18 protein-coding genes are annotated in these 18,043 nt (G+C 65.1%); 8 read left to right on the top strand and 10 right to left on the bottom strand.

Annotation, left to right across the window (positions count from 1 at the left end):
• Positions 1-43: 43 nt before the first annotated feature.
• The 3 genes from bcsA to FMZ75_RS02280 all read right to left on the bottom strand — a co-directional run bounded on the left by bcsA (position 44) and on the right by FMZ75_RS02280 (position 4,195).
• A complete protein-coding gene (gene bcsA / locus FMZ75_RS02290; RefSeq protein ID WP_166141160.1) occupies positions 44-2,332 on the bottom strand; it encodes a UDP-forming cellulose synthase catalytic subunit in 2,289 nt (762 codons plus the stop codon).
• Positions 2,333-2,397: 65 nt separating this feature from the next.
• Positions 2,398-3,201 carry a cellulose biosynthesis protein BcsS gene (gene bcsS / locus FMZ75_RS02285; protein WP_142863526.1) on the bottom strand — a complete coding sequence of 268 codons (804 nt, stop codon included), beginning with the start codon at positions 3,199-3,201 and terminating at the stop codon, positions 2,398-2,400.
• Positions 3,202-3,400: 199 nt separating this feature from the next.
• Positions 3,401-4,195, bottom strand: a complete 795-nt coding sequence (locus tag FMZ75_RS02280) for a carboxylesterase (protein ID WP_166141159.1) — start codon at positions 4,193-4,195, stop codon at positions 3,401-3,403.
• A gap of 171 nt (positions 4,196-4,366) precedes the next feature.
• Here FMZ75_RS02280 and FMZ75_RS02275 point away from each other — a divergent pair, with 171 nt between their 5' ends.
• Positions 4,367-5,578 (top strand): glycosyltransferase, encoded by a 1,212-nt coding sequence (locus tag FMZ75_RS02275; protein WP_166141158.1) that lies wholly within the window; start codon positions 4,367-4,369, stop codon positions 5,576-5,578.
• Positions 5,579-5,683: 105 nt separating this feature from the next.
• A complete protein-coding gene (gene lpdA, locus FMZ75_RS02270) occupies positions 5,684-7,096 on the top strand; it encodes a dihydrolipoyl dehydrogenase (RefSeq protein ID WP_166141157.1) in 1,413 nt (470 codons plus the stop codon).
• 46 nt (positions 7,097-7,142) lie between these two features.
• On the opposite strand, the gene FMZ75_RS02265 is transcribed toward lpdA, so the two are convergent.
• Positions 7,143-7,412 carry an usg protein gene (locus FMZ75_RS02265; protein WP_108915676.1) on the bottom strand — a complete coding sequence of 90 codons (270 nt, stop codon included), beginning with the start codon at positions 7,410-7,412 and terminating at the stop codon, positions 7,143-7,145.
• A gap of 192 nt (positions 7,413-7,604) precedes the next feature.
• On the opposite strand from FMZ75_RS02265, the gene FMZ75_RS02260 reads away from it, so the two are divergent.
• Both FMZ75_RS02260 and FMZ75_RS02255 read left to right on the top strand, forming a co-directional pair.
• Positions 7,605-7,880, top strand: a complete 276-nt coding sequence (locus tag FMZ75_RS02260) for a hypothetical protein (RefSeq protein WP_166141156.1) — start codon at positions 7,605-7,607, stop codon at positions 7,878-7,880.
• Positions 7,881-7,914: 34 nt separating this feature from the next.
• The gene (locus FMZ75_RS02255) at positions 7,915-8,484 is read left to right on the top strand and encodes a hypothetical protein (RefSeq protein ID WP_166141155.1); all 570 of its coding nucleotides are present in this window, start codon (positions 7,915-7,917) and stop codon (positions 8,482-8,484) included.
• Positions 8,485-8,521: 37 nt separating this feature from the next.
• Here the strand turns inward: FMZ75_RS02255 and FMZ75_RS21855 are convergent, their stop codons facing one another.
• From FMZ75_RS21855 to FMZ75_RS02245, 3 genes are all read right to left on the bottom strand, one after another.
• On the bottom strand, positions 8,522-8,656 hold the full coding sequence (locus FMZ75_RS21855; RefSeq protein ID WP_255461765.1) for a hypothetical protein: 135 nt from the start codon (positions 8,654-8,656) through the stop codon (positions 8,522-8,524).
• A 213-nt stretch (positions 8,657-8,869) separates the two neighbouring features.
• The gene (locus FMZ75_RS02250) at positions 8,870-9,865 is read right to left on the bottom strand and encodes a tyrosine recombinase XerC (protein WP_166141154.1); all 996 of its coding nucleotides are present in this window, start codon (positions 9,863-9,865) and stop codon (positions 8,870-8,872) included.
• A 42-nt stretch (positions 9,866-9,907) separates the two neighbouring features.
• Complete coding sequence (locus FMZ75_RS02245; RefSeq protein ID WP_108915671.1) at positions 9,908-10,228, bottom strand: DUF1476 domain-containing protein; 321 nt, start codon at positions 10,226-10,228, stop codon at positions 9,908-9,910.
• A gap of 298 nt (positions 10,229-10,526) precedes the next feature.
• Between FMZ75_RS02245 and purC the strand changes: the two genes are divergently transcribed.
• Positions 10,527-11,321 (top strand): phosphoribosylaminoimidazolesuccinocarboxamide synthase, encoded by a 795-nt coding sequence (gene purC, locus FMZ75_RS02240; RefSeq protein WP_018267133.1) that lies wholly within the window; start codon positions 10,527-10,529, stop codon positions 11,319-11,321.
• Between the two features lie 234 nt (positions 11,322-11,555).
• On the opposite strand, the gene hemA is transcribed toward purC, so the two are convergent.
• Both hemA and FMZ75_RS02230 read right to left on the bottom strand, forming a co-directional pair.
• Positions 11,556-12,842, bottom strand: coding sequence for a 5-aminolevulinate synthase (gene hemA / locus FMZ75_RS02235; protein ID WP_142863519.1), 1,287 nt, complete (start codon positions 12,840-12,842; stop codon positions 11,556-11,558).
• Positions 12,843-13,071: 229 nt separating this feature from the next.
• Positions 13,072-14,421 carry a histidine kinase gene (locus tag FMZ75_RS02230; RefSeq protein WP_166141153.1) on the bottom strand — a complete coding sequence of 450 codons (1,350 nt, stop codon included), beginning with the start codon at positions 14,419-14,421 and terminating at the stop codon, positions 13,072-13,074.
• 117 nt (positions 14,422-14,538) lie between these two features.
• On the opposite strand from FMZ75_RS02230, the gene FMZ75_RS02225 reads away from it, so the two are divergent.
• Positions 14,539-15,159: a response regulator transcription factor gene (locus FMZ75_RS02225; protein ID WP_166141152.1), complete on the top strand. Its 621-nt coding sequence runs from the start codon at positions 14,539-14,541 to the stop codon at positions 15,157-15,159.
• Between the two features lie 208 nt (positions 15,160-15,367).
• Here the strand turns inward: FMZ75_RS02225 and FMZ75_RS02220 are convergent, their stop codons facing one another.
• Positions 15,368-16,000: a response regulator transcription factor gene (locus FMZ75_RS02220; RefSeq protein ID WP_108915667.1), complete on the bottom strand. Its 633-nt coding sequence runs from the start codon at positions 15,998-16,000 to the stop codon at positions 15,368-15,370.
• 115 nt (positions 16,001-16,115) lie between these two features.
• Here FMZ75_RS02220 and FMZ75_RS02215 point away from each other — a divergent pair, with 115 nt between their 5' ends.
• The gene (locus FMZ75_RS02215) at positions 16,116-17,516 is read left to right on the top strand and encodes an ATP-binding protein (protein ID WP_166141151.1); all 1,401 of its coding nucleotides are present in this window, start codon (positions 16,116-16,118) and stop codon (positions 17,514-17,516) included.
• A gap of 115 nt (positions 17,517-17,631) precedes the next feature.
• Entirely contained in the window at positions 17,632-18,036 is a 405-nt protein-coding gene (locus FMZ75_RS02210) for a calcium-binding protein (RefSeq protein ID WP_166141150.1), read from the top strand.
• Positions 18,037-18,043 lie beyond the last annotated feature (7 nt).

Here is an 18,043-nt window from a genome sequence, read left to right as displayed (position 1 = left end):
TACGAGAATGGTCGTGTCGTCGAGAATGGACTTGCGAAAAGGATCAGACGCTTTCGTGTCTCACGGAGCGCTCGCGCTCTATCGCGGGCGGCGTTTTCACTTTCGACGGCGGCCGCAGGCGAGGCCGGCGACGGCCGAAGATCGACGGAAGCTCGGCGATGGGCGGCGGCTCGCTCCGCGCCGCCTCGCCTGCGCGGGGGCGCAGATAGGCGAAGGCGCGCAAGGGCTCGATCGCGCCCCACCAGAGAAATTGCGCCGTGCCGGCGACAATGCCCTTGTGCTTGCGCCGCGCGGCCTGGAAACGTTCGAGCGCCGTGGCGTCGCCATACATGAGATCGGCGAGCGCGAGATGATCCTGCGGCTGCGTGAGCGCGAAGACGATGTGGCGGCGCCCGTCAGCCGCGACGCCGACGATGCGCGCGGAAAGGCTCGGACGGCGCGCGGCGTCGACGACCGAGTCGATGAAGAGGCGCCCTTCCGTCTGTTTCGCCGCGGCGAGCGCTTCGGCGTCCGCCTCTGTCGCCGCGCGCAGGCGACAGCCGCCGGCGGAGACTTCCTCTATCGCGACGCGAACATGCTCCTCGCCGAGAGCGAGCGCGCCGCGCCGCTCGACGGGAAGGCTCGGATGCTTCTCGCGGCGGCGACGCTCCGCCACGGCGCCGAGCGCGACGCCGGCGGTGACGAGATTGAAGAAGTTCCATAGGCCGACGAAGACGATCAGCTGGCGCACGCCGGGCTCGGCCACGCAACGATAGACGGCGACGACAGCGCCGATGGCGAGCAGGCCATAAATGGCGAAGAAAGGCCAAGCGAGCTCCGAGAGACGATCCTGCGCTCGCGTCGCGCCTTTCTCCGTCACGCGGAAGGAGGGGCTGTGCGGCCGCAGAAGCACAGAGAGGATCGCTTTCGACAAAAACACGCCCTGGCAATATTCGTAGAGTTCCGACACCCAGGGCCAGCGCACGCGGCCGAAGAGATAATTCTGCAGCATCGCGTTCACGACGACATAGGTCGCCGTATAGGCGATCGCCTCTTCTATGTTGGAGACGAAAATCTTGACGTCGAAGAGAAGGAAGGCGAGCGGCGCCAGCATGAAGACCAGACGCGGGAAGGGAAAGAACCAGAAGCTCATGCTCGACAGATAGCCGAGCCGCTGCAAGGGCTCGAGGCCGCGCTTCAGCAGCGGATTGCGCAGCAGCAGAATTTGCAGCATTCCCTGGCACCAGCGCACGCGCTGGCCGATGAAGGCGGCGAAAGTCTGAGGCTGCAATCCCGCGACGAGCGGCTTGTCGACATAGACGCTGGTCCAGCCCTGCGCATGAAGCTCGAGCGCCGTCTCGCAATCTTCGGTGACGGAGACGCCGGAGAAGCCGCCGGCCTCGTCCAGCGCGGCGCGGCGCAGCAGAGCCGCCGAACCGCAGAAGAAGGCCGCGTTCCATTTGTCCAATCCGCGCTGCGTGACGCCATAGAACATCTCGTTCTCGGACGGCATATGGCGGAAGGTGCGCAGATTCTGCTCGATCGGATCGGGATTGAGGAAGACATGCGGCGTCTGCACGAGGAAGAGCCGATCATCCTCGAAGAAATAGCCGATCGTCTCACGCAGAAAGGAACGAAACGGCGCGTGATCGGCGTCCAGCACGACGACGATGTCGCCATCGATATGCTCGAGCGCCGCGTTGAGATTGCCGGCCTTGGCGCGCTCGTTATGCTCTCTGGTGAGATAATAGCAGCCGAGCGCAGCGCAGAGCTCCTGCAAGGATGCGCGGCGGGCGCGGGCGCGCTCGGCGATCTCGGGATCGGGATGCGCGCATTTTTGCTCCGTGCCGCCGTCGTCGAGCAGAAAGACATTCAGCCGGTCGGCAGGATAATCCATGGATTTCGCCGCGGCGAGAGTCGTCGCGAGAATGGAGGCGCTCTCGTCATAGCTCGGGACCAGCACATCGACCGCCGGCAGAGCCTCGTCCTCTATCTGCGGCGCCGGCTCGCGCTTCAGCGGCTCGGCGTTGACGACGAGGGTGAGGAGCAGCATCGCCACGCAATAGAGCTCGGCGGCGAGCAATATGGAGCCGCAAGTGAAGCCGACAGGATCGGAGAGCGGCGGCAGGGTGGAGGTGACGCGCCAATAGACATAGCGCAGCACCACGAACAGCGCGAGCGCGATAAACAGCTGGCGCGCTTCCGCGCCGCGCGCGAACTTCCACACAAAGGCCAGCAGCATGATGACAGAAAGGCTCGTCGCCAGCTGCGCCTGCACGCTGACCGGCTGTGTGGCGAGCGCGACGGCGACGGCGCCGAGAAGGAGAAAGGAGAGGAAGCGCAAGAGAGACATGGCGACGCCTTCGAGCAAAGACGAACAATGAAAAGGTACGGCCGTGAAATCTGCGGCCGTCGATTTTAGAAAGCGATATGCGTGTCCAGAATTCCATAGGCGCCGCCGCCGCGCACGCGATCGCGCAGATAGCCGCTGGAGAGGCCGATCTGCAGCGCGCCGAATTTCAATCCGGTGAGATGCGCGCCGGCGCGCCATTGCGCGAAATAATCATCGCCGAGCGCCAGCGCCTCCGGTCCGACATAGACGTAATCGGCGAGCTCCACGCCGAATTTCAGCCGCGTGTAATAGGAATTATGCACGGTCGAATAATAGGCGATGAGCGCGACCATGGTGGATTCGGTCGGCCGCGCGAAGGCCTCGACGCCGACCTTGGCGCCGACGGAAACGCCGCGCACCTGATTGCCCGGATCGAAAGGCGACAGGCTGTGATTCATCACATCCGGGCCGACATAGAAAGCGACGCCGCCCTGATTGGAGACGACCTCGTAGCCGACCATGAAGGAGCCGTCCTCCAGCGTTCCATTCACGCGGCCATAGCCGGAATTGCTGGGAATGAAAGCGGCGCCGACGGGGATGTAGACCGGAAGATCGCTGGCGTCATAAGCATATTTGCCGATGACGGTGGAGACGCGAATGCGTGGGCCGCTTTCGACGAGCGATCCGAAAGGCGCGATCTTGCCGATGGCGGCGCCGGCGATCGAATTGCGCGACGTTCCGTCGACGGAAAGGTCGATGGAGACCGTCGGCCGAGGCGTCGCCGGCGGCGGCGCCTCGGCGGGAACGCCCGTATACCAATCGGCGGCGCGCGCCGTCGAGCAGAGCGCCGCGCACAATGCGAGCGGCAGAGCCGTTTTCGAGAGCATCATGACTCTTCATTCCCAGGCCCGATCGAACGGCGCGCGCGGGAACGACCGCGTTACATTCGCGTCTCTCGATCAAGAGCGCCTGACATGGCGCCTTCCTTAAGAATGGAGGTTAATGGGACAATGTTTATTGAATGCTTTCGCGCTTCGCAAAGAAGCCGTTATGCCTAATGCGCGGTACTGCTCAGCTCGCGCACGCGCTTCAGAGCGCCTCTATCGTAGCTGTGAGATGGGCGAGATCCTCGCTGCGCGAGAGGCGATGATCGCCTTCCATCACCAAGGTCAGCACGACGGGATCGCTCGCGAGACAATCCATCAGCCGCAGCGCATGGCGATAGGGCACATCCTCGTCGCGCATCCCCTGCAAGATATGCACGGGCGCATTCACACGGATGACGTCGTCCAGCATGAGATGCGCGCGACCGTCCTCGATGAGCCGGCGCGTGATCGGCGTCGGCTCCGGCGAATAGGGCGAAGGCCGCAACCATGCGCCGTCTTCGAGAATCGCGCGGCGAATATCGTCGTCGGCGTTGTTCCAGACGAGCTCTTGCGTGAAATCGACGGCGGGCGCGATCAGCACGAGAGCGTGCAGGCGGCGGCCCTGCTCGGCGAGTCGACGCGCCATCAGCAGAGCGAGCCAGCCGCCCATGGAGCTGCCGACGAGAATTTGCGGGCCGCGCGTCGAAGCGTCGAAGACGGCGAGACTCTGCGCCAGCCAATCGCCGATCGTTCCATCCTCGAAGCGTCCGCTCGATTCGCCATGGCCGGAATAATCGAAGCGCAGAAAAGCGCGCCCCTCGCGCTCCGCCCATGCGTCGAGATGCGCGGCCTTTGAGCCCAGCATGTCGGATTTGAAACCACCGAGCAGCATGACGCCGGGACGCTCCGCCCCAGCCCCGCGCGCGGCGCGAAAACGCCGGGCGATGCGCCAGGGCTCCCGCCCCTCGAGGGCGAGTTCGATGAAGCTCAGCCCCTCCTCGACGCCGTCCACAGCCATCGTCTCCCCGCCGGGCGAATGCGCCCGCTCTCGCTATTAACGAAAAATGTGCATTTCTTCAAAGTCATGCTCCGGCGGCCGGGCCTTATTGCTGGCTCATTTCTACGGCGAAGAGGGCCTCGGCCTCTCTCGACCGCGGCGAGGTTCTCGTTTACTGGGCAAGATCGCTCCATGCTAGAGAATTTCCACGCCTTCCCTTCGACCAGCCGCCCTCTCGCCGGGCGGACGATCTTGCAGATCGTGCCCGATCTCCAATCGGGCGGCGCGGAGCGCACGACCATCGACATCGCCGAGGCGCTGCATATGGCGGGCGCGCGGGCGCTCGTCGCCTCGGAGGGCGGCCGCATGGTCAGCGAGCTGCAGGCCAAGGGCGGCGTGTGGCTGCCCTTTCCCGCCGCGACCAAAAACCCGCTCGCCATGGCGCTGAATTCCTTCCGCCTCGCCCGCATTCTGCGCGAGGAGGGCGTGGATATCGTCCATGCGCGCTCGCGCGCCTGCGCCTGGGTCGCGCATCACGCGGCGCGGCGCGCGGGCGCGCGCTTCGCCACCACCTTCCACAGCATCTACGGCGGCGCCTCCGCCATCAAGCAGCGCTATAATTCCATCATGGCGGCGGGCGATCTCGTCATCGCCAATTCGCATTTCACCGCCCGCCATATCGCCGAGCTCTATCCGCAGGCGACGCACCGCATCGTCGTCATTGCGCGCGGGCTCGATCTGCGCGCCTTCTCGCCCTCCGCCGTCGAGCCCGCCCGCGTCGAGCGCGTGCGCGCCTCATGGGGCGTCGCGCGACACGAGCGCGTCGTGCTGTTGCCGGCGCGGCTCTCGGCGCGCAAGGGCCATCTCGTGCTCATCGACGCGGCGAAGCTGCTCCTCGCCGAAGGATTTTCCGATGTGCGCTTCGTGCTGGCGGGCGATGCGCCCAACGCCGCGTTTCGCGCCAATGTGGAGGCGCATATCGCGCGCGCCGGGCTCGGGGGAATCATGCGCGCGCCGGGCTATTGCGCCGATATGCCGGCCGCCTATCTCGCCGCCGCCGTCGCCGTCGCGCCCTCGACGACGCCCGAGGCTTTCGGCCGCGTCGCCATAGAGGCGCAGGCGATGGGCGCGCCGGTCATCGTCTCCGATCTCGGCGCGGCGATCGAAACCGTGCTCGCCCCGCCGCAGGTCGATGCGACGCAGGCGACCGGCTGGCGCACGCCGGCCGGCGACGCCGCCGCTCTGGCGCAGGCGATTCGCGAGGCGCTGGAGCTGCGCCCCTCCGCCCGCGAGGCGCTGACGGCGCGCGCGCGGCGGCATGTGCAGACGCATTTTTCCGTCGAGCGCATGCGCGCTGCGACGCTCGACGCCTATGAGCGGCTGCTCATCGGACGCGCACCGTGACGCGGCTGCGGAAGAAATGGTTCGACCTCACCCCCATGAAGCGGATATTCTCCTTTCATAAAAACATTCTAGGGATCGATCGCAGCGCGACAAAGGAGTTGGCGGATGGCATATGATCTCATCGTCATCGGTACGGGCCCGGGCGGCTATGTCTGCGCGATTCGCGCGGCGCAGCTCGGCCTCAAGACCGCCGTCGTCGAGAAGCGCGCCACCCATGGCGGCACTTGCGGCAATGTCGGCTGCATTCCCTCCAAGGCGCTGCTGCACGCCTCTCATATGTTCAAGGAGGCAGGCCACGGCCTTTCCGATCTCGGCGTGATCGTCGAGCCGCCGCGGCTCGATCTCGAGAAGATGATGAAGCACAAGGCCGACACGGTCGCCGCCAATGTCGGCGGCGTCGCCTTTCTGTTCAAGAAGAACAAGATCGATTCGTTCCATGGCGTCGGCCGCATTCTCGGCGCCGGGCGCGTCGAGGTGACTGGCGAGAATGGCGCGACGCAAATTCTCGAAGGCGCGAATATCGTCATAGCGACAGGCTCCGCCGTGGCGCCGCTGCGCGATGTCGACGGCAAGGAGATCGCCTTCGACGAGAAGCAGATTCTCTCCTCCACCGGGGCGCTGGAGCTCGAATCGGTCCCCAAGCATCTCGTCGTCGTCGGCGCGGGGGTCATAGGCCTCGAGCTCGGCTCGGTCTGGCGCCGGCTCGGCGCGCAGGTGACGGTGATCGAATATCTCGATCGCATATTGCCGGGCGCCGACGCCGAGGTCGCGACCCGCTTCCAGAAGATTCTCGAGAAGGAGGGCTTCGCCTTCCATCTCGCCGCCAAGGTCACGAAGATCGACAAGACGCCGGAGGGCGTCTCGGTCTCCTACGCCTCCACCAAGGGCGGCGGCGGCACACCGATAACGGCCGACGCCGTGCTGATCGCCACAGGGCGCATTCCCTATACGGCGGGCCTCGGCCTCGAGGAGGCGGGCGTCGCCACCGAGCGCGGGCGAATCGTCATCGACGAGCATTTCCGCACCAATGTGGCGGGCATTTTCGCCATCGGCGATGTGGTGCGCGGCGCCATGCTCGCCCATAAGGCCGAGGAGGAGGGCGTCGCCGTGGCGGAAATCCTCGCCGGCCAGGCGGGACATGTGAATTACGGGGTCATTCCGTCTGTGGTCTATACGATGCCGGAGGTCGCCTGGGTGGGCCTGACCGAGGAAGAGGCGAAATCGGCGGGAATCGCCTATAATGTCGGCAAATTCCCCTTCTCCGCCAATGGCCGCGCGCGCGCCAGTCGGCAGACGGAGGGATTCGTCAAAGTGCTGGCCGACGCCGCCACCGATCGCGTGATCGGCGTGCATATTCTCGGCTCGGACGCCGGCGAGTTGATCGCCGAAGGCGGCGTGCTGATGGAATTCTCCGGCGCGGCGGAAGACCTCGCCCGCACCTGCCATGCGCATCCGACGCTGTCGGAAGCGATCAAGGAAGCGGCGCTCGGCGTCGCCAAGCGCTCGATCCATTTGTGAAGAGCGCGCACTCCTTCTCCCGCCTGCGGGAGAAGGAGTTGCGCCCTCAGTGCAGACGGAACTCCTTGTCCACCAAGGAGATTTCCGCCGGGCGAATGAGCCCGCTATGCGCCACCTGCACCGAATGGAGCCGGCCGTCGAGGCTCCTCTGCCAAAAATCCAGAAACTTCCGCAATTGCGGAAATTCGGGCTGCAAATCGTATTCCTGCCAGATGTACGATTGCATGATCGCGGGGTGATCAGGCAGTCGATAGAAAATATTGGCCGTCGTCAGCCCATAGCCTTCGAGCATACGGCGAAATTCGCGCGACGCCATGAGACGCCTCCTCTTCGATCGCGTGAGAACGATAGGTTCGACCACGACAAAGATGCAAGGCCAATGCCGAATAAACTTTTAAAAACAATATGCTAGCAGCAAGCGTGAGCGAGTGCTGATCGATCGGCCGGCTCTTTGTGGCGAAACCTACCGAGACGGCATATTTCTGTCGCGATCTCAGGAGACGCCGACATGCGCGCTGTTCGGGATGTGAAGGACATCGTCGGCCTGCTGATGCGCATCGTCGACGGCGGCGAAACGAGCGTCGAGGAAGTGGAAGCGCTATGCTTCGACGCCGAGGGAGCGCTCGGCGCCGCCTTGAACGGCGCTTATATTCTGCTTCTCGAATTCGCTTTCGACCGCGAAGCGCGTCAGCGGGACGCAGCGCTCGACGCGCGAATGCGGCTTCGTCTCGGGGAATCGCTGGCCGAGGCGGCGAGGATCGCAGAAACGGCCGGCGCGCGATAATGGCGCTCGAGGCCCAATAGGAGAAGAATGCCCGATGGAATCCGTCAAGCAACGCCTCATTCGCGCCTTCTGGTTCACGCTCGCGGTTCTCTTCCTCATCGAGAGCTGGCTGTGGGACCATGTGAAACTATGGATCCTGCGGCTCGCGGCCGCGCTCGGCGTGAAGGAGCTGGAGGCGCGGCTGCGCGAATTCATCGCCAGCCTATCGCCCATCGCCACGCTCGCCGTCTTCGCCCTTCCGGCGATCACGATTTTTCCGTTGAAGCTGCTCGCGGTCGCCGCCATCGCCCATGGCCATGTGGTGACGGGGATCACGGTGATCCTCGCCGCCAAGACGCTGGCGCTCGGCGTCACATCCTTCCTCTTCGACGCCAGCCGCGAGAAGCTCTTGCAAATCGGCTGGTTCGCGAAGCTCTATGCGGCCGTGCTGCGCGTCAGCCGCTGGGCGCATGAGCGGGTCGAGCCGTTCAAGCAGAAAATTCGCGAGTCGAAGGATTATTTGAAGGCGCGGCTGTCCCGCGCTCTGGGCGAGGAGGGCCGCTCGCTGTTCCTGCGCAAGCTGGCCCTGCTGCGCGCTCTCGTCCGCCGCCGCGGCGCGGCATGACGATCTCGCTCCGCCGCTCGACATTTCGCTCCGCCGCTCAGCGGCAGAGCGCATAGCCGAGACAGGCGTCGGCCGAAGCCGCCTGCCCAGATGTGACGATGATCCAGACGCCATAGGCGAAAGCCATGACGAGAACGACTCCGAGCAGCGACAATCTCGGCGTATGACCCATTTTCCCCTCCTGCCGATCGCCGGCGCCCGTCCCCTCAACGGACGCCGCAACCTGCCCGAGCCCGAAAAACGTCCGCGTGCGCGGGCGCACGAAGCGAAAAGGCGGCAGGTTCGCTAGGAAGGAAGGGCGGGGACGAGAAAAGGCGAGACCTCGCTCGAGATCAAAATTTCGGCGAGGAAGCGCTTGACGAGATCGATTGCAATCGAAGCAAAATCAATTCGATTTCGTCGAAACATGGGCGCCGCGCGGATGCGCCGAGCGCCAGGCGTCGAGAAGCCGCGCTTTATCGACGGCGGCGTAGATCTGCGTCGTCGAGAGCGAGGCGTGGCCGAGCAGCTCCTGAATGCTGCGCAGATCGCCGCCACGGCCGAGCAGATGCGTCGCGAAGGAATGGCGCAGCGCATGGGGCGTGGCGCTCGCGGGCAGGCCCAACGCGCCGCGCATTCGCTCCACGGCGAGCTGCAATATGCGCGGCGACAGCGGCCCGCCGCGCGCGCCGACGAAGAGCGGCCCGCCGGCGAGCTGATAGGGACACAGCGAAATATAGTCTTCTATGGCCCGCCGCACGGGCTCGATGACCGGGACCACGCGGGTCTTGCCGCCCTTGCCGGTGATGGAGACGCGATCGACGGCGCCGATGGGCGCGCGGTCGCGCTCGATCGACAGCGCCTCCGAAATGCGCAAGCCGGCGCCATAGAGCAGCGCCAGAGCGGCGGCGTCGCGGGCCAAAATCCAGGGCTCGCGGGCCTCGCCGGCGCGGGTCTCGGCGCGGGTGAGATCGCGCGCGTCGGCGACGCTCAGCGCCTTGGGAAGGCTATGCGGCTTTTTCGGCGCATGGACGGCGCCGAAGACATCGGTCTTGGCGAGGCCCTTTTTCTCGAGGAAGCGCATGAGCGAGCGCACCGCGGCCAGCGCCCGCAGCAGCGAGCGATTTTCCAGCCCCTCGGTCCGCCGCTGCGCCATGAAGGCGCGTATGTCGGCGGGAGCGAGCGCGCTCAATGTGGCGGCGTCGGCGGGCGCGCCGCGACGCTCGGCGAGAAAGGCGAGAAAAAACCGGGTGTCGCGCGCATAGGCGTCGAGCGTGTGGCGCGAGCAGCGCCGCTCGCCGGAGAGATACTCCAGCCAAGATTCGGCCGCCGAGACGATATCGGGCGCCGCCAGAAAGGCGGCGCCCGATCTTTTGGTTGCGGCTCTTGGGGAATCGCGCATGGCATAAGTGGTGGCGCGCGCCGATAAAGGAAGGGTAAAGGGTCAGCCCTTCGTCAGCTCTCGCCGCGCCGTCTCCAGCAATTCGTCGAGCGTGCGCCGCAGCTGATGGTCGGACTGCTCGACGCCGGCGGCGGCGAAATCGTCCTTCACCTTGGAAAAAACCAGCTCATCGGCATTGGCGGACGTCTCGGCGGTCACCAGGGCCTCGGCGTAGGCCTCCGCTTCCGGCCCTGATTTGCCGAGCTTTTCGGCCGCCCACAGGCCGAATAATTTGTTTCGCCGCGCCGCCGCGCGGAATTCCATTTCCTGATCATGGACGTAGCGCTTCTCGAAAGCTTCTTCCCGATTGTCGAACGTGCTCATTGCAACCCTCGGATGTTTCGTCGGCCTCGTTCGGCCCGGCGCAAGTCTGGATGTAGGCGATTCGGTCGAAAATCCAGTGACGTTCACGCAATTAACGAAAATTTCAGTCAAGTTGTGTCGGCCACTCGATTCGGCTAGTCTCGCTTCGCGGGTTGTAACGACCGCCGGAACAGGATAGGACCCGGTTCCATCCGCGGCCGTCACCAACGCCGCTTCGGACGAACGTCCCTTTTCCCGAGCTCCCGCTCTGGCCGAGGCGGCGGCCGCCGGAGCCGAACCGAGGAGCCACGGGCCCGTAATGGATTTTCTCAAGCCCCGGTTGATCCCGATGAATCGCCGCCGCCGCATCTACGAAGGCAAGGCCAAGGTCCTCTATGAGGGCCCGGAGCCCGGGACGTTGATCCAACACTTCAAGGACGACGCCACCGCGTTCAACGCCAAGAAGCACGAGGTCATCGACGGGAAGGGCGTCCTCAACAATCGGATCTCGGAATTCGTTTTCCAGCATCTGAACGATATCGGCGTGCCGACGCATTTCATCCGCAGGCTGAACATGCGCGAGCAGCTGATTCGCGAGGTCGAGATCGTTCCGCTCGAGATCGTGGTGCGCAATGTCGCCGCCGGCTCGCTGTCCAAGCGCCTCGGCATGGAGGAAGGCACGCAGCTGCCGCGCTCCATTATCGAATTCTATTACAAGAACGACGCGCTCGACGACCCGATGGTCTCCGAGGAGCACATCACCGCTTTCGGCTGGGCGAGCCCGCAGGAGATCGACGACATCATGGCCTTGGCCATTCGCGTCAATGATTTCCTCTCCGGCCTCTTCCTCGGCGTCGGCATCCGCCTCGTCGACTTCAAGATGGAATGCGGACGGCTGTGGGAAGGCGACATGATGCGCATAGTCGTCGCCGACGAGATTTCCCCCGACTCCTGCCGGCTGTGGGACATCAAATCCAACGACAAGCTGGACAAGGACCGCTTCCGCCGCGACATGGGCGGCCTCGTCGAGGCCTATACGGAAGTCGCGCGCCGTCTCGGCATTCTGCAAGAGAACGAGACGCCCCGCCCGAGCCAGCCCAAGCTGGTGCAGTAAGGCGCAATCATTCGGCGCGATCATTCTCCCACTCGTGGGAGAAGGCGCCCCTCGCGTCAGCGAGGGCCGGATGAGGGCTTACGCGTCGCGAGGCGACCTCTTCGAAAACTGTCTTCGCGCCTGAGAGCCCTCATCCGACCCGACTTCGTCGGGCCACCTTCTCCCGCAAGCGGGAGAAGGAAAGCGCGAACCTTCCTAAAATCTCGATCGATCTGTCCCGAGAGAGCTCGCCGCTCACTGCGCGGCGAGCTTGATCTCGGGATAGGTACAGCGCTCGCGGCTCTCCTGATCGACATGCAGATGCTGCGGCGGCTCGACGAAGGGAATGCCGAGCGTCTGCCACACATCCGCCACCGCCTCCACCAGAGCGACGATATGCTCCGGCGTATGGCGCGGCGTCGGCGTGATGCGCAGACGCTCCGAGCCGCGCGCGACGGTCGGATAATTGATCGGCTGAATGTAGATGTCGTGGCGCTCGAGCAGCATGTCGCTCGCCGCCTTGCACAGCTCGGCGTCGCGCACCATCACCGGCACGATATGCGAGCCATTCTCCAGCACCGGCAGGCCGGCCGCCGCCAGCGCATGTTTGGTGATATGCGAGGCGCGCTGATGCGCAGCGCGCAAATCGGAGCGCGCCTTGAGCACACGAACGGCGGCCGTCGCCGCGGCGGCGACGGCGGGCGGCAGAGCGGTGGTGAAGATGAAGGAAGCCGCATAGCTGCGAATGGCGTCGATGACGACGCGATCGCCCGCCACATAGCCGCCCAGCGTGCCGAAGCCCTTGGCCAGCGTGCCCTCGATGACGTCGATGCGATGCATCACGCCCTCGCGCTCGCAGATGCCGCCGCCGCGCGCGCCATACATGCCGACGGCATGGACCTCGTCGATATAGGTCATCGCGCCATAGCGCTCGGCGAGCGCCGCGATCTCGGCGACCGGAGCGATATTGCCGTTCATCGAATAAAGGCTCTCGAAGACGATGAGCTTGGGCCGCGCGCCGGCCTCGATCAGCAGCTCCTCGAGATGAGCGAGATCATTGTGGCGGAAGATCTTGCGCTCGGCGCGCGAGCGCTTCACGCCCTCGATCATCGAATTGTGATTGGAGGCGTCCGAGAGAATGACGCAATCGGGCAGAAGATCGGCGATCGTCGATATAGCGGCGAGATTGGAGATCCAGCCCGAGGTGAAGACCAGCGCGGCCTCCTTGCCATGAAGATCGGCGAGCTCGCTCTCGAGCTCCACGATCGCGTGGCTGGTGCCGGAAATGTTGCGCGTGCCGCCGGCGCCGGCGCCGACGCGCGAGGCGGTCTCCACCATTGCGGCGATCACCTCGGGGTGCTGGCCCATGCCGAGATAATCATTGGAGCACCAGATCGTCACATCGCGGGTGGAGCCGTCGTCCCGGTGCCAGACCGCCTGCGGAAAGGTTTCGACGCAGCGTTCGAGATGGGCGAAGACCCGATATCGGCGTTCCTCCTGGAGACGAGTGACCGCCGTCTCGAAAAAGCGCCGATAGTTCATGTGACGACCCTTCATACCACGATAGGGGGACCGATACTCTTGGCCCCGCGGGACTGCCGCGCGATCGGACCGCGCTGCTCCCGCTTTGTGCGTTTTGCTACATAAACTATCCGAAGAGGCTTGGCGAGAGGCAGAACGTCGCGCCGAGACAAAGTCACGAAATGGCCACGAATGCTTTTCTCTCCGCGAGCGTGAGCGCGAAATAAAACGACTGCTGCGCCGCGCAATCCTATTTTGCGTCGCACAATGTTTCGAGCGACGCCCCGGTCGGCAGAGGAAGACGCGCTTGCAGCGCGGCGCCGCGCGGCGATGTCGATTCGAGCGTCAGTCGGCCGCCCAACGCGGCGACGCGCTCGCCCATTCCACGCAGGCCGATGCCTTCGCGCACGCCTGCCGAAACGCCGGCGCCGTCGTCGCGCACGAGGATGCGCAATTCGCTCTCTGCGCCTGCGACGATGCGCTCGACCGTCACATCGACCCGCGCGGCGCTCGCATGGCGAAACACATTGGTCAGCCCCTCCTGCACGATTCGATAGGCGGTGAGCGCGATGGTCTCGTCGAGCGGCTCGCCGGTCTCGGCGACATGCAGACCGACGGCGACCTCGGGCTCGAGATCGCGCCAGCCCTGGGCCAGCGCCTGCAACGCCCCCTCGAGACCCATTTCGTCCAGCGCAGCCGGCCGCAGCCGGCCGAGGATGCGGCGATTGACCTGCTGCAATGCGCCGAGCTGCGCGTCGATGGTCAGGCAATCTTCCCGACGCGCGCCCTCGAGCTTGCGCGCGAGCGCGCCGAGCCCGGCGCGAATGCTGAACAAAAACGGCCCGATCTCGTCATGCAGATCGCGGGCGATGTCGCGCCGCTCCGCATCCTGCACATGGATGATGCGCTCGACGAGCGCGCGATTCTCCGCGTCCAGACGCGCGAGCGTCTGCGCCAGCGCATCCACTCGGGAGGCGATGGCGACGAACTCCGGCGCATCGCCCGCCGCCATGCGCACGCTGCGATCGCCGCGCTCGAGCCGATGCAGCGCCTCGGCGAGCGTCGAAACGGGCGCGAGCGCGCGCGAGACGACGATCGACACAACGCCGAAGCCGGCGAGCGCGAGCGCCGCCGCGCCCAGCGCCAGCAGCCATGCCTCCTCCCATATCTCGTCGATCTCGTCGCCCGGATCGGCGGCCAGCGCCAGCTCGCCGCGCAGGCGGCCGCGGCCGTCCAGGGCGATGCGCGTCTCGCTCGGCGGCCCGGCGACGAGCGCCGCGAACCAGGCCGGCGCGCGCCGCCCCTCCCCCGCGGGCGCGCCCGCCGCGCCGGAGCCGGCCATGAAAATATGAATGTGCCGCAGCCGCTCCACCTCGGCGAGCCGGACGCGAAGGGCGGACAGCGGATCGTCGCTCTCCGCCACGCTGGCCAGCGCCGTCGCCACGAATTCCCGCGCGAGGCGGGCGGTGCTGTCCGATTCGGCCCGCACGCGCGAGGCGGCGTGCAGCATCAGCAGGCCGACGCCGAGGGCGAGACCGGTCGCGAGCGTCGCGCCGAGCAGCGCCAACAGCCTGGCGCGCAAGGATAAACTTTCCAGCATGGGGACCCGCCTTTGCAATGCGCGGCGACTTTACGTAAGGGTAGCGCTTGGTCAATCCGTCCCGACGCTTCCGGCCGTAGCGTCCTCGAAACACTGCGTCGCGAGTTCGAAAAAAAGATGCGTGTCCTGATCGTCGACGATCATCCGATCATCGTCTCCGGCTGCGCGGCGATGCTCGCCGGCGAGGGCGACATCGAAGCGCGCGACGCCGGCGACGCCGAGACGGCCCTGACGCTCTTCGTGGAATGGCGGCCGGATGTCGCCGTCGTGGACATTAATCTGCCCGGCGCCTCGGGCTTCGAGCTGACGCGCCGAATGCTGCGTCACGACGAGGAGGCGCGCATCGTCATTTTTTCGATGAATGACGATCCGATCTTCGCCGCGCGGGCGATAGAGGCCGGCGCGCGCGGCTATGTGACGAAGAACGACGATCCGTTTCTGCTGCTGCGCGCGGTGCGCGAGGTGGCGGCGGGCGGCGTGTTCCTGATGCCGAAGCTCGCCAATCGCCTCGCCTTCGACAAAACCTCCGCGCTCGCCAATCCGCTGGCGGAGCTGAGCTCGCGCGAGATCGAGATTTTGCGCCTGCTCGGCAAGGGCTCGAGCATGACCGAAATCGCCGATGCTGTGCATGTGTCCTACAAGACGATCGCCAACAGCTGCTCGCTGCTCAAGCGCAAGCTCGGCGCGCGCACGCCGATGGATCTGGTGCGCATAGCGATAGAGCAGCGATTGGCGTGAAGGAGAGGGGCTCTTCCTTCTCCCGCCTTCGGGAGAAGGCGGGGTCGGATGAGGGTCCGCGGATTTTTCTTTCTAAATTTTCCAGCACGAAATGTCTAAAAATTCCCGGATAAATCGGCAATTCTGAACACGCAGAGCCCTCATCCGACCCTCGCTGACGCGAGGGCCACCTTCTCCCGCGAGCGGGAGAAGGAGCTCACACCGAGATTCAGACCAATTCTTTCGCGAGCTTATTTTCGACGGCGATGCGGATGAGATCGGCGCGCGAGCGGGCGCCGAGCTTGCGCTTGAGCAGAGAGCAGCTGTTCGCCACCGTCTTGTAGGAGACGCGCATGATGTGCGCGATCTCGGCCATGCCCTTGCCTTCCGCGAGCAGGCGCAAAATCTCCAGCTCGCGGCCGTTGAGCCCTTCGAGCGGATTGGCGCCGTGCTTCTGATCGAAAAAAGCGAGCTTTTGCGCCACTTGGTTGGAGAGATAGCGCTCTCCGGCGGCGACCATGCGCACCGCCTTGAGGAATTGCGCGGGGTCTTCGTTTTTCGCGAGATAGCCCTTGGCGCCATGTTCTATGGAGCGCGCAGCGAAGACGGGGTCGTCATTCATCGTGAAGACGATCGCCTTGGTGTCCGGCTTGCGCTTGAGCATTCGTCGCAGCAGCTCGAATCCGGAAAGCCCCGGCAGATTTATATCCAGCACGATGACGTCCGGCTGCGCGGAAGCGTGCGCCTCGAGCGCGGCGTCGGCGTCGCGCGCCTCCAGCACTTCAATGTCCGATTGGCCGGACAACATGCCGCGGCACCCGGCAATCACCATGGGATGGTCGTCGACGATCAGCACGCGCATCGGGCATAGCCACTCTTGGTAAGCGAGATTACTATGGGAATACAAAATCTTCTTTGTCAATCGCCGGCCCGCGCGCCGGCCCGCGCGGGGTCCGCGGCGAAACCGGGAGCATTCCATGTCGTTGAAGGCGAGGCTCGGCTGGCTCATCGCCATCGTCCTCACCGCCATGCTGGCGGTCAATGTCGCGATCATGATCGGCCATGCCGGCCCGCGCGTGCGCGCCGAGGCGGAGAGCATAGAGCATTTGTCGCATGAGCTGGTCGAGACGGCGCTCGCGAGCGTACAGGAGACGAAGAACCCGATCCCATCGCTGCGGCGGCTCTTCGACAGTCTGCGCAATCTGCGCCACATCGAAATCGAGATTCTGCCGAATGACGACACGGCGCCGAATTTCGACTCGCAATTGCGCTCCGAAATCAAGACCGGCGTGCCGGATTGGTTCGTCAGCCTCGTCGCGCCGGCGCCGAAAGTGGACATTATTCCAGCGCGCGTCGGCGACGTGCAATACGGCAATATCGCCATTATTTTCAATCCGGTCGACGAGCTCGCCGAAATCTGGTCGGATCTTTTGTGGCTCGGCGCGATCAGCCTCGCCGTCACGCTGCTGATGCTGGCGCTGGTGCTGGCGCTGCTGCGCCGAACGCTCGCTCCCTTCGATTCGCTCGGACGTGGATTGGCGCGGCTCGAGGCGGGCGAGACGGCGGTGCGACTCGATCTGCGCGGCGCGTCCGAATTCAGGGATATTTCCCAAAAGCTCAATTCGCTGGCGTCGACGCTCGATCGCGTGCAGGAGGAGAATCACTCGCTCATCGAGCGCCTCTTCGCCGTGCAGGATTCCGAGCGCCGCGACATCGCCCGCGATCTGCATGACGAAGCCGGCCCCTGCCTCTTCTCCATCCGCGCCGGCGCGGCGACGCTCGCCGCCGCGGCTTCGGGAAATTTTCCTGATCGCGATCTGTTGCAGCGAAGCTGCGCCAATATAGACGCCGCAGGGCAGGCGTTGCAGACGCTGCTGCGGCGTATGCTCGAGCGACTGCGCCCGCCGGCGATGAGCGAGCTCGGCCTCGAGACCGCCTTGCGCGGACTCGTCGCCTCCTGGAGCGACGGCCGCGCCGATGTGCGGCTGTCGCTGCGCATCGCCCATGATCTCTCCTGCCTCGACGAGAGATCGGCGCTCACCGCCTATCGCGTGGTGCAAGAGGCGCTCACCAATATTTTCCGCCACTCTTCCGCCGCCAACGCCGAAGCGCGTCTCGAATTCGTCGAGGCGCCGCCCGAGCTCGCCGGCGCAGCCGAAGCACTGCGCGTGGTGGTGGAGGACGATGGCGTCGGCCTGCCGGAAGAGCACAGATTCGGCCTCGGCCTCATCGGCATGAGCGAGCGCGTCCATACGCTCGGCGGGGTGATGCGCATGGAGCGCCGGCCGGAGGGCGGCACGCGCATAGAGGTGCTGCTGCCGCTTCCCGAGGTGGAGGAGCTTCCCGAGGCCGAGGAGCGCGAGGGCGACGATCTGTAGCGCAGCCTCGTCGTCGGGCCCCTTTGTGCGAAGCGCCGGGCCTGTCTATATTGGGAAAAATCGGAGATTCTGATTTCCGATTTGTCGCGATTTGCGACAGGACAAGGAGGCGCATATGGTTTCGAAATTTCAAATGATCGCCCTCGGCGCAGGTCTCTGCCTCGCCGCGCCCATCGCCGCGCAGCCGGCCATCGCCGCGCCCTCGCCCATAAAGACTTTCGATACGGACAATGACGGCACGCTCGACATCGCCGAAGTGAGCAAGGCTGCCGCGGCCGTCTTCGACAAGCTCGAGAAGGACAATGACGGCACCGTCGATCGCAAGGAGGTCGGCGCGCGCATCGGCAAGAAAGAATTTTCCGCCGCCGATCCGGACGATGACAAAACGCTCACGAAAGAGGAATATCTCGCCCTCGTCGGCAAGCTGTTCAAAGCGGCGGACAAGGACGATGAAGGCACGCTCGACGCCAAGGAGCTGAAGTCCAAGGCAGGCAAGGCGCTGCTGAAGCTGATTCGCTGAGCGAAAA

The sequence above is a fragment of the Methylosinus sp. RM1 genome (assembly GCF_011378635.1).
In the GTDB taxonomy this organism is placed as follows: domain Bacteria; phylum Pseudomonadota; class Alphaproteobacteria; order Rhizobiales; family Beijerinckiaceae; genus Methylosinus; species Methylosinus sporium.
The sequence above is the reverse complement of the archived record's forward strand: the minus strand, read 5'-3'. Positions and strand labels throughout refer to the sequence as shown.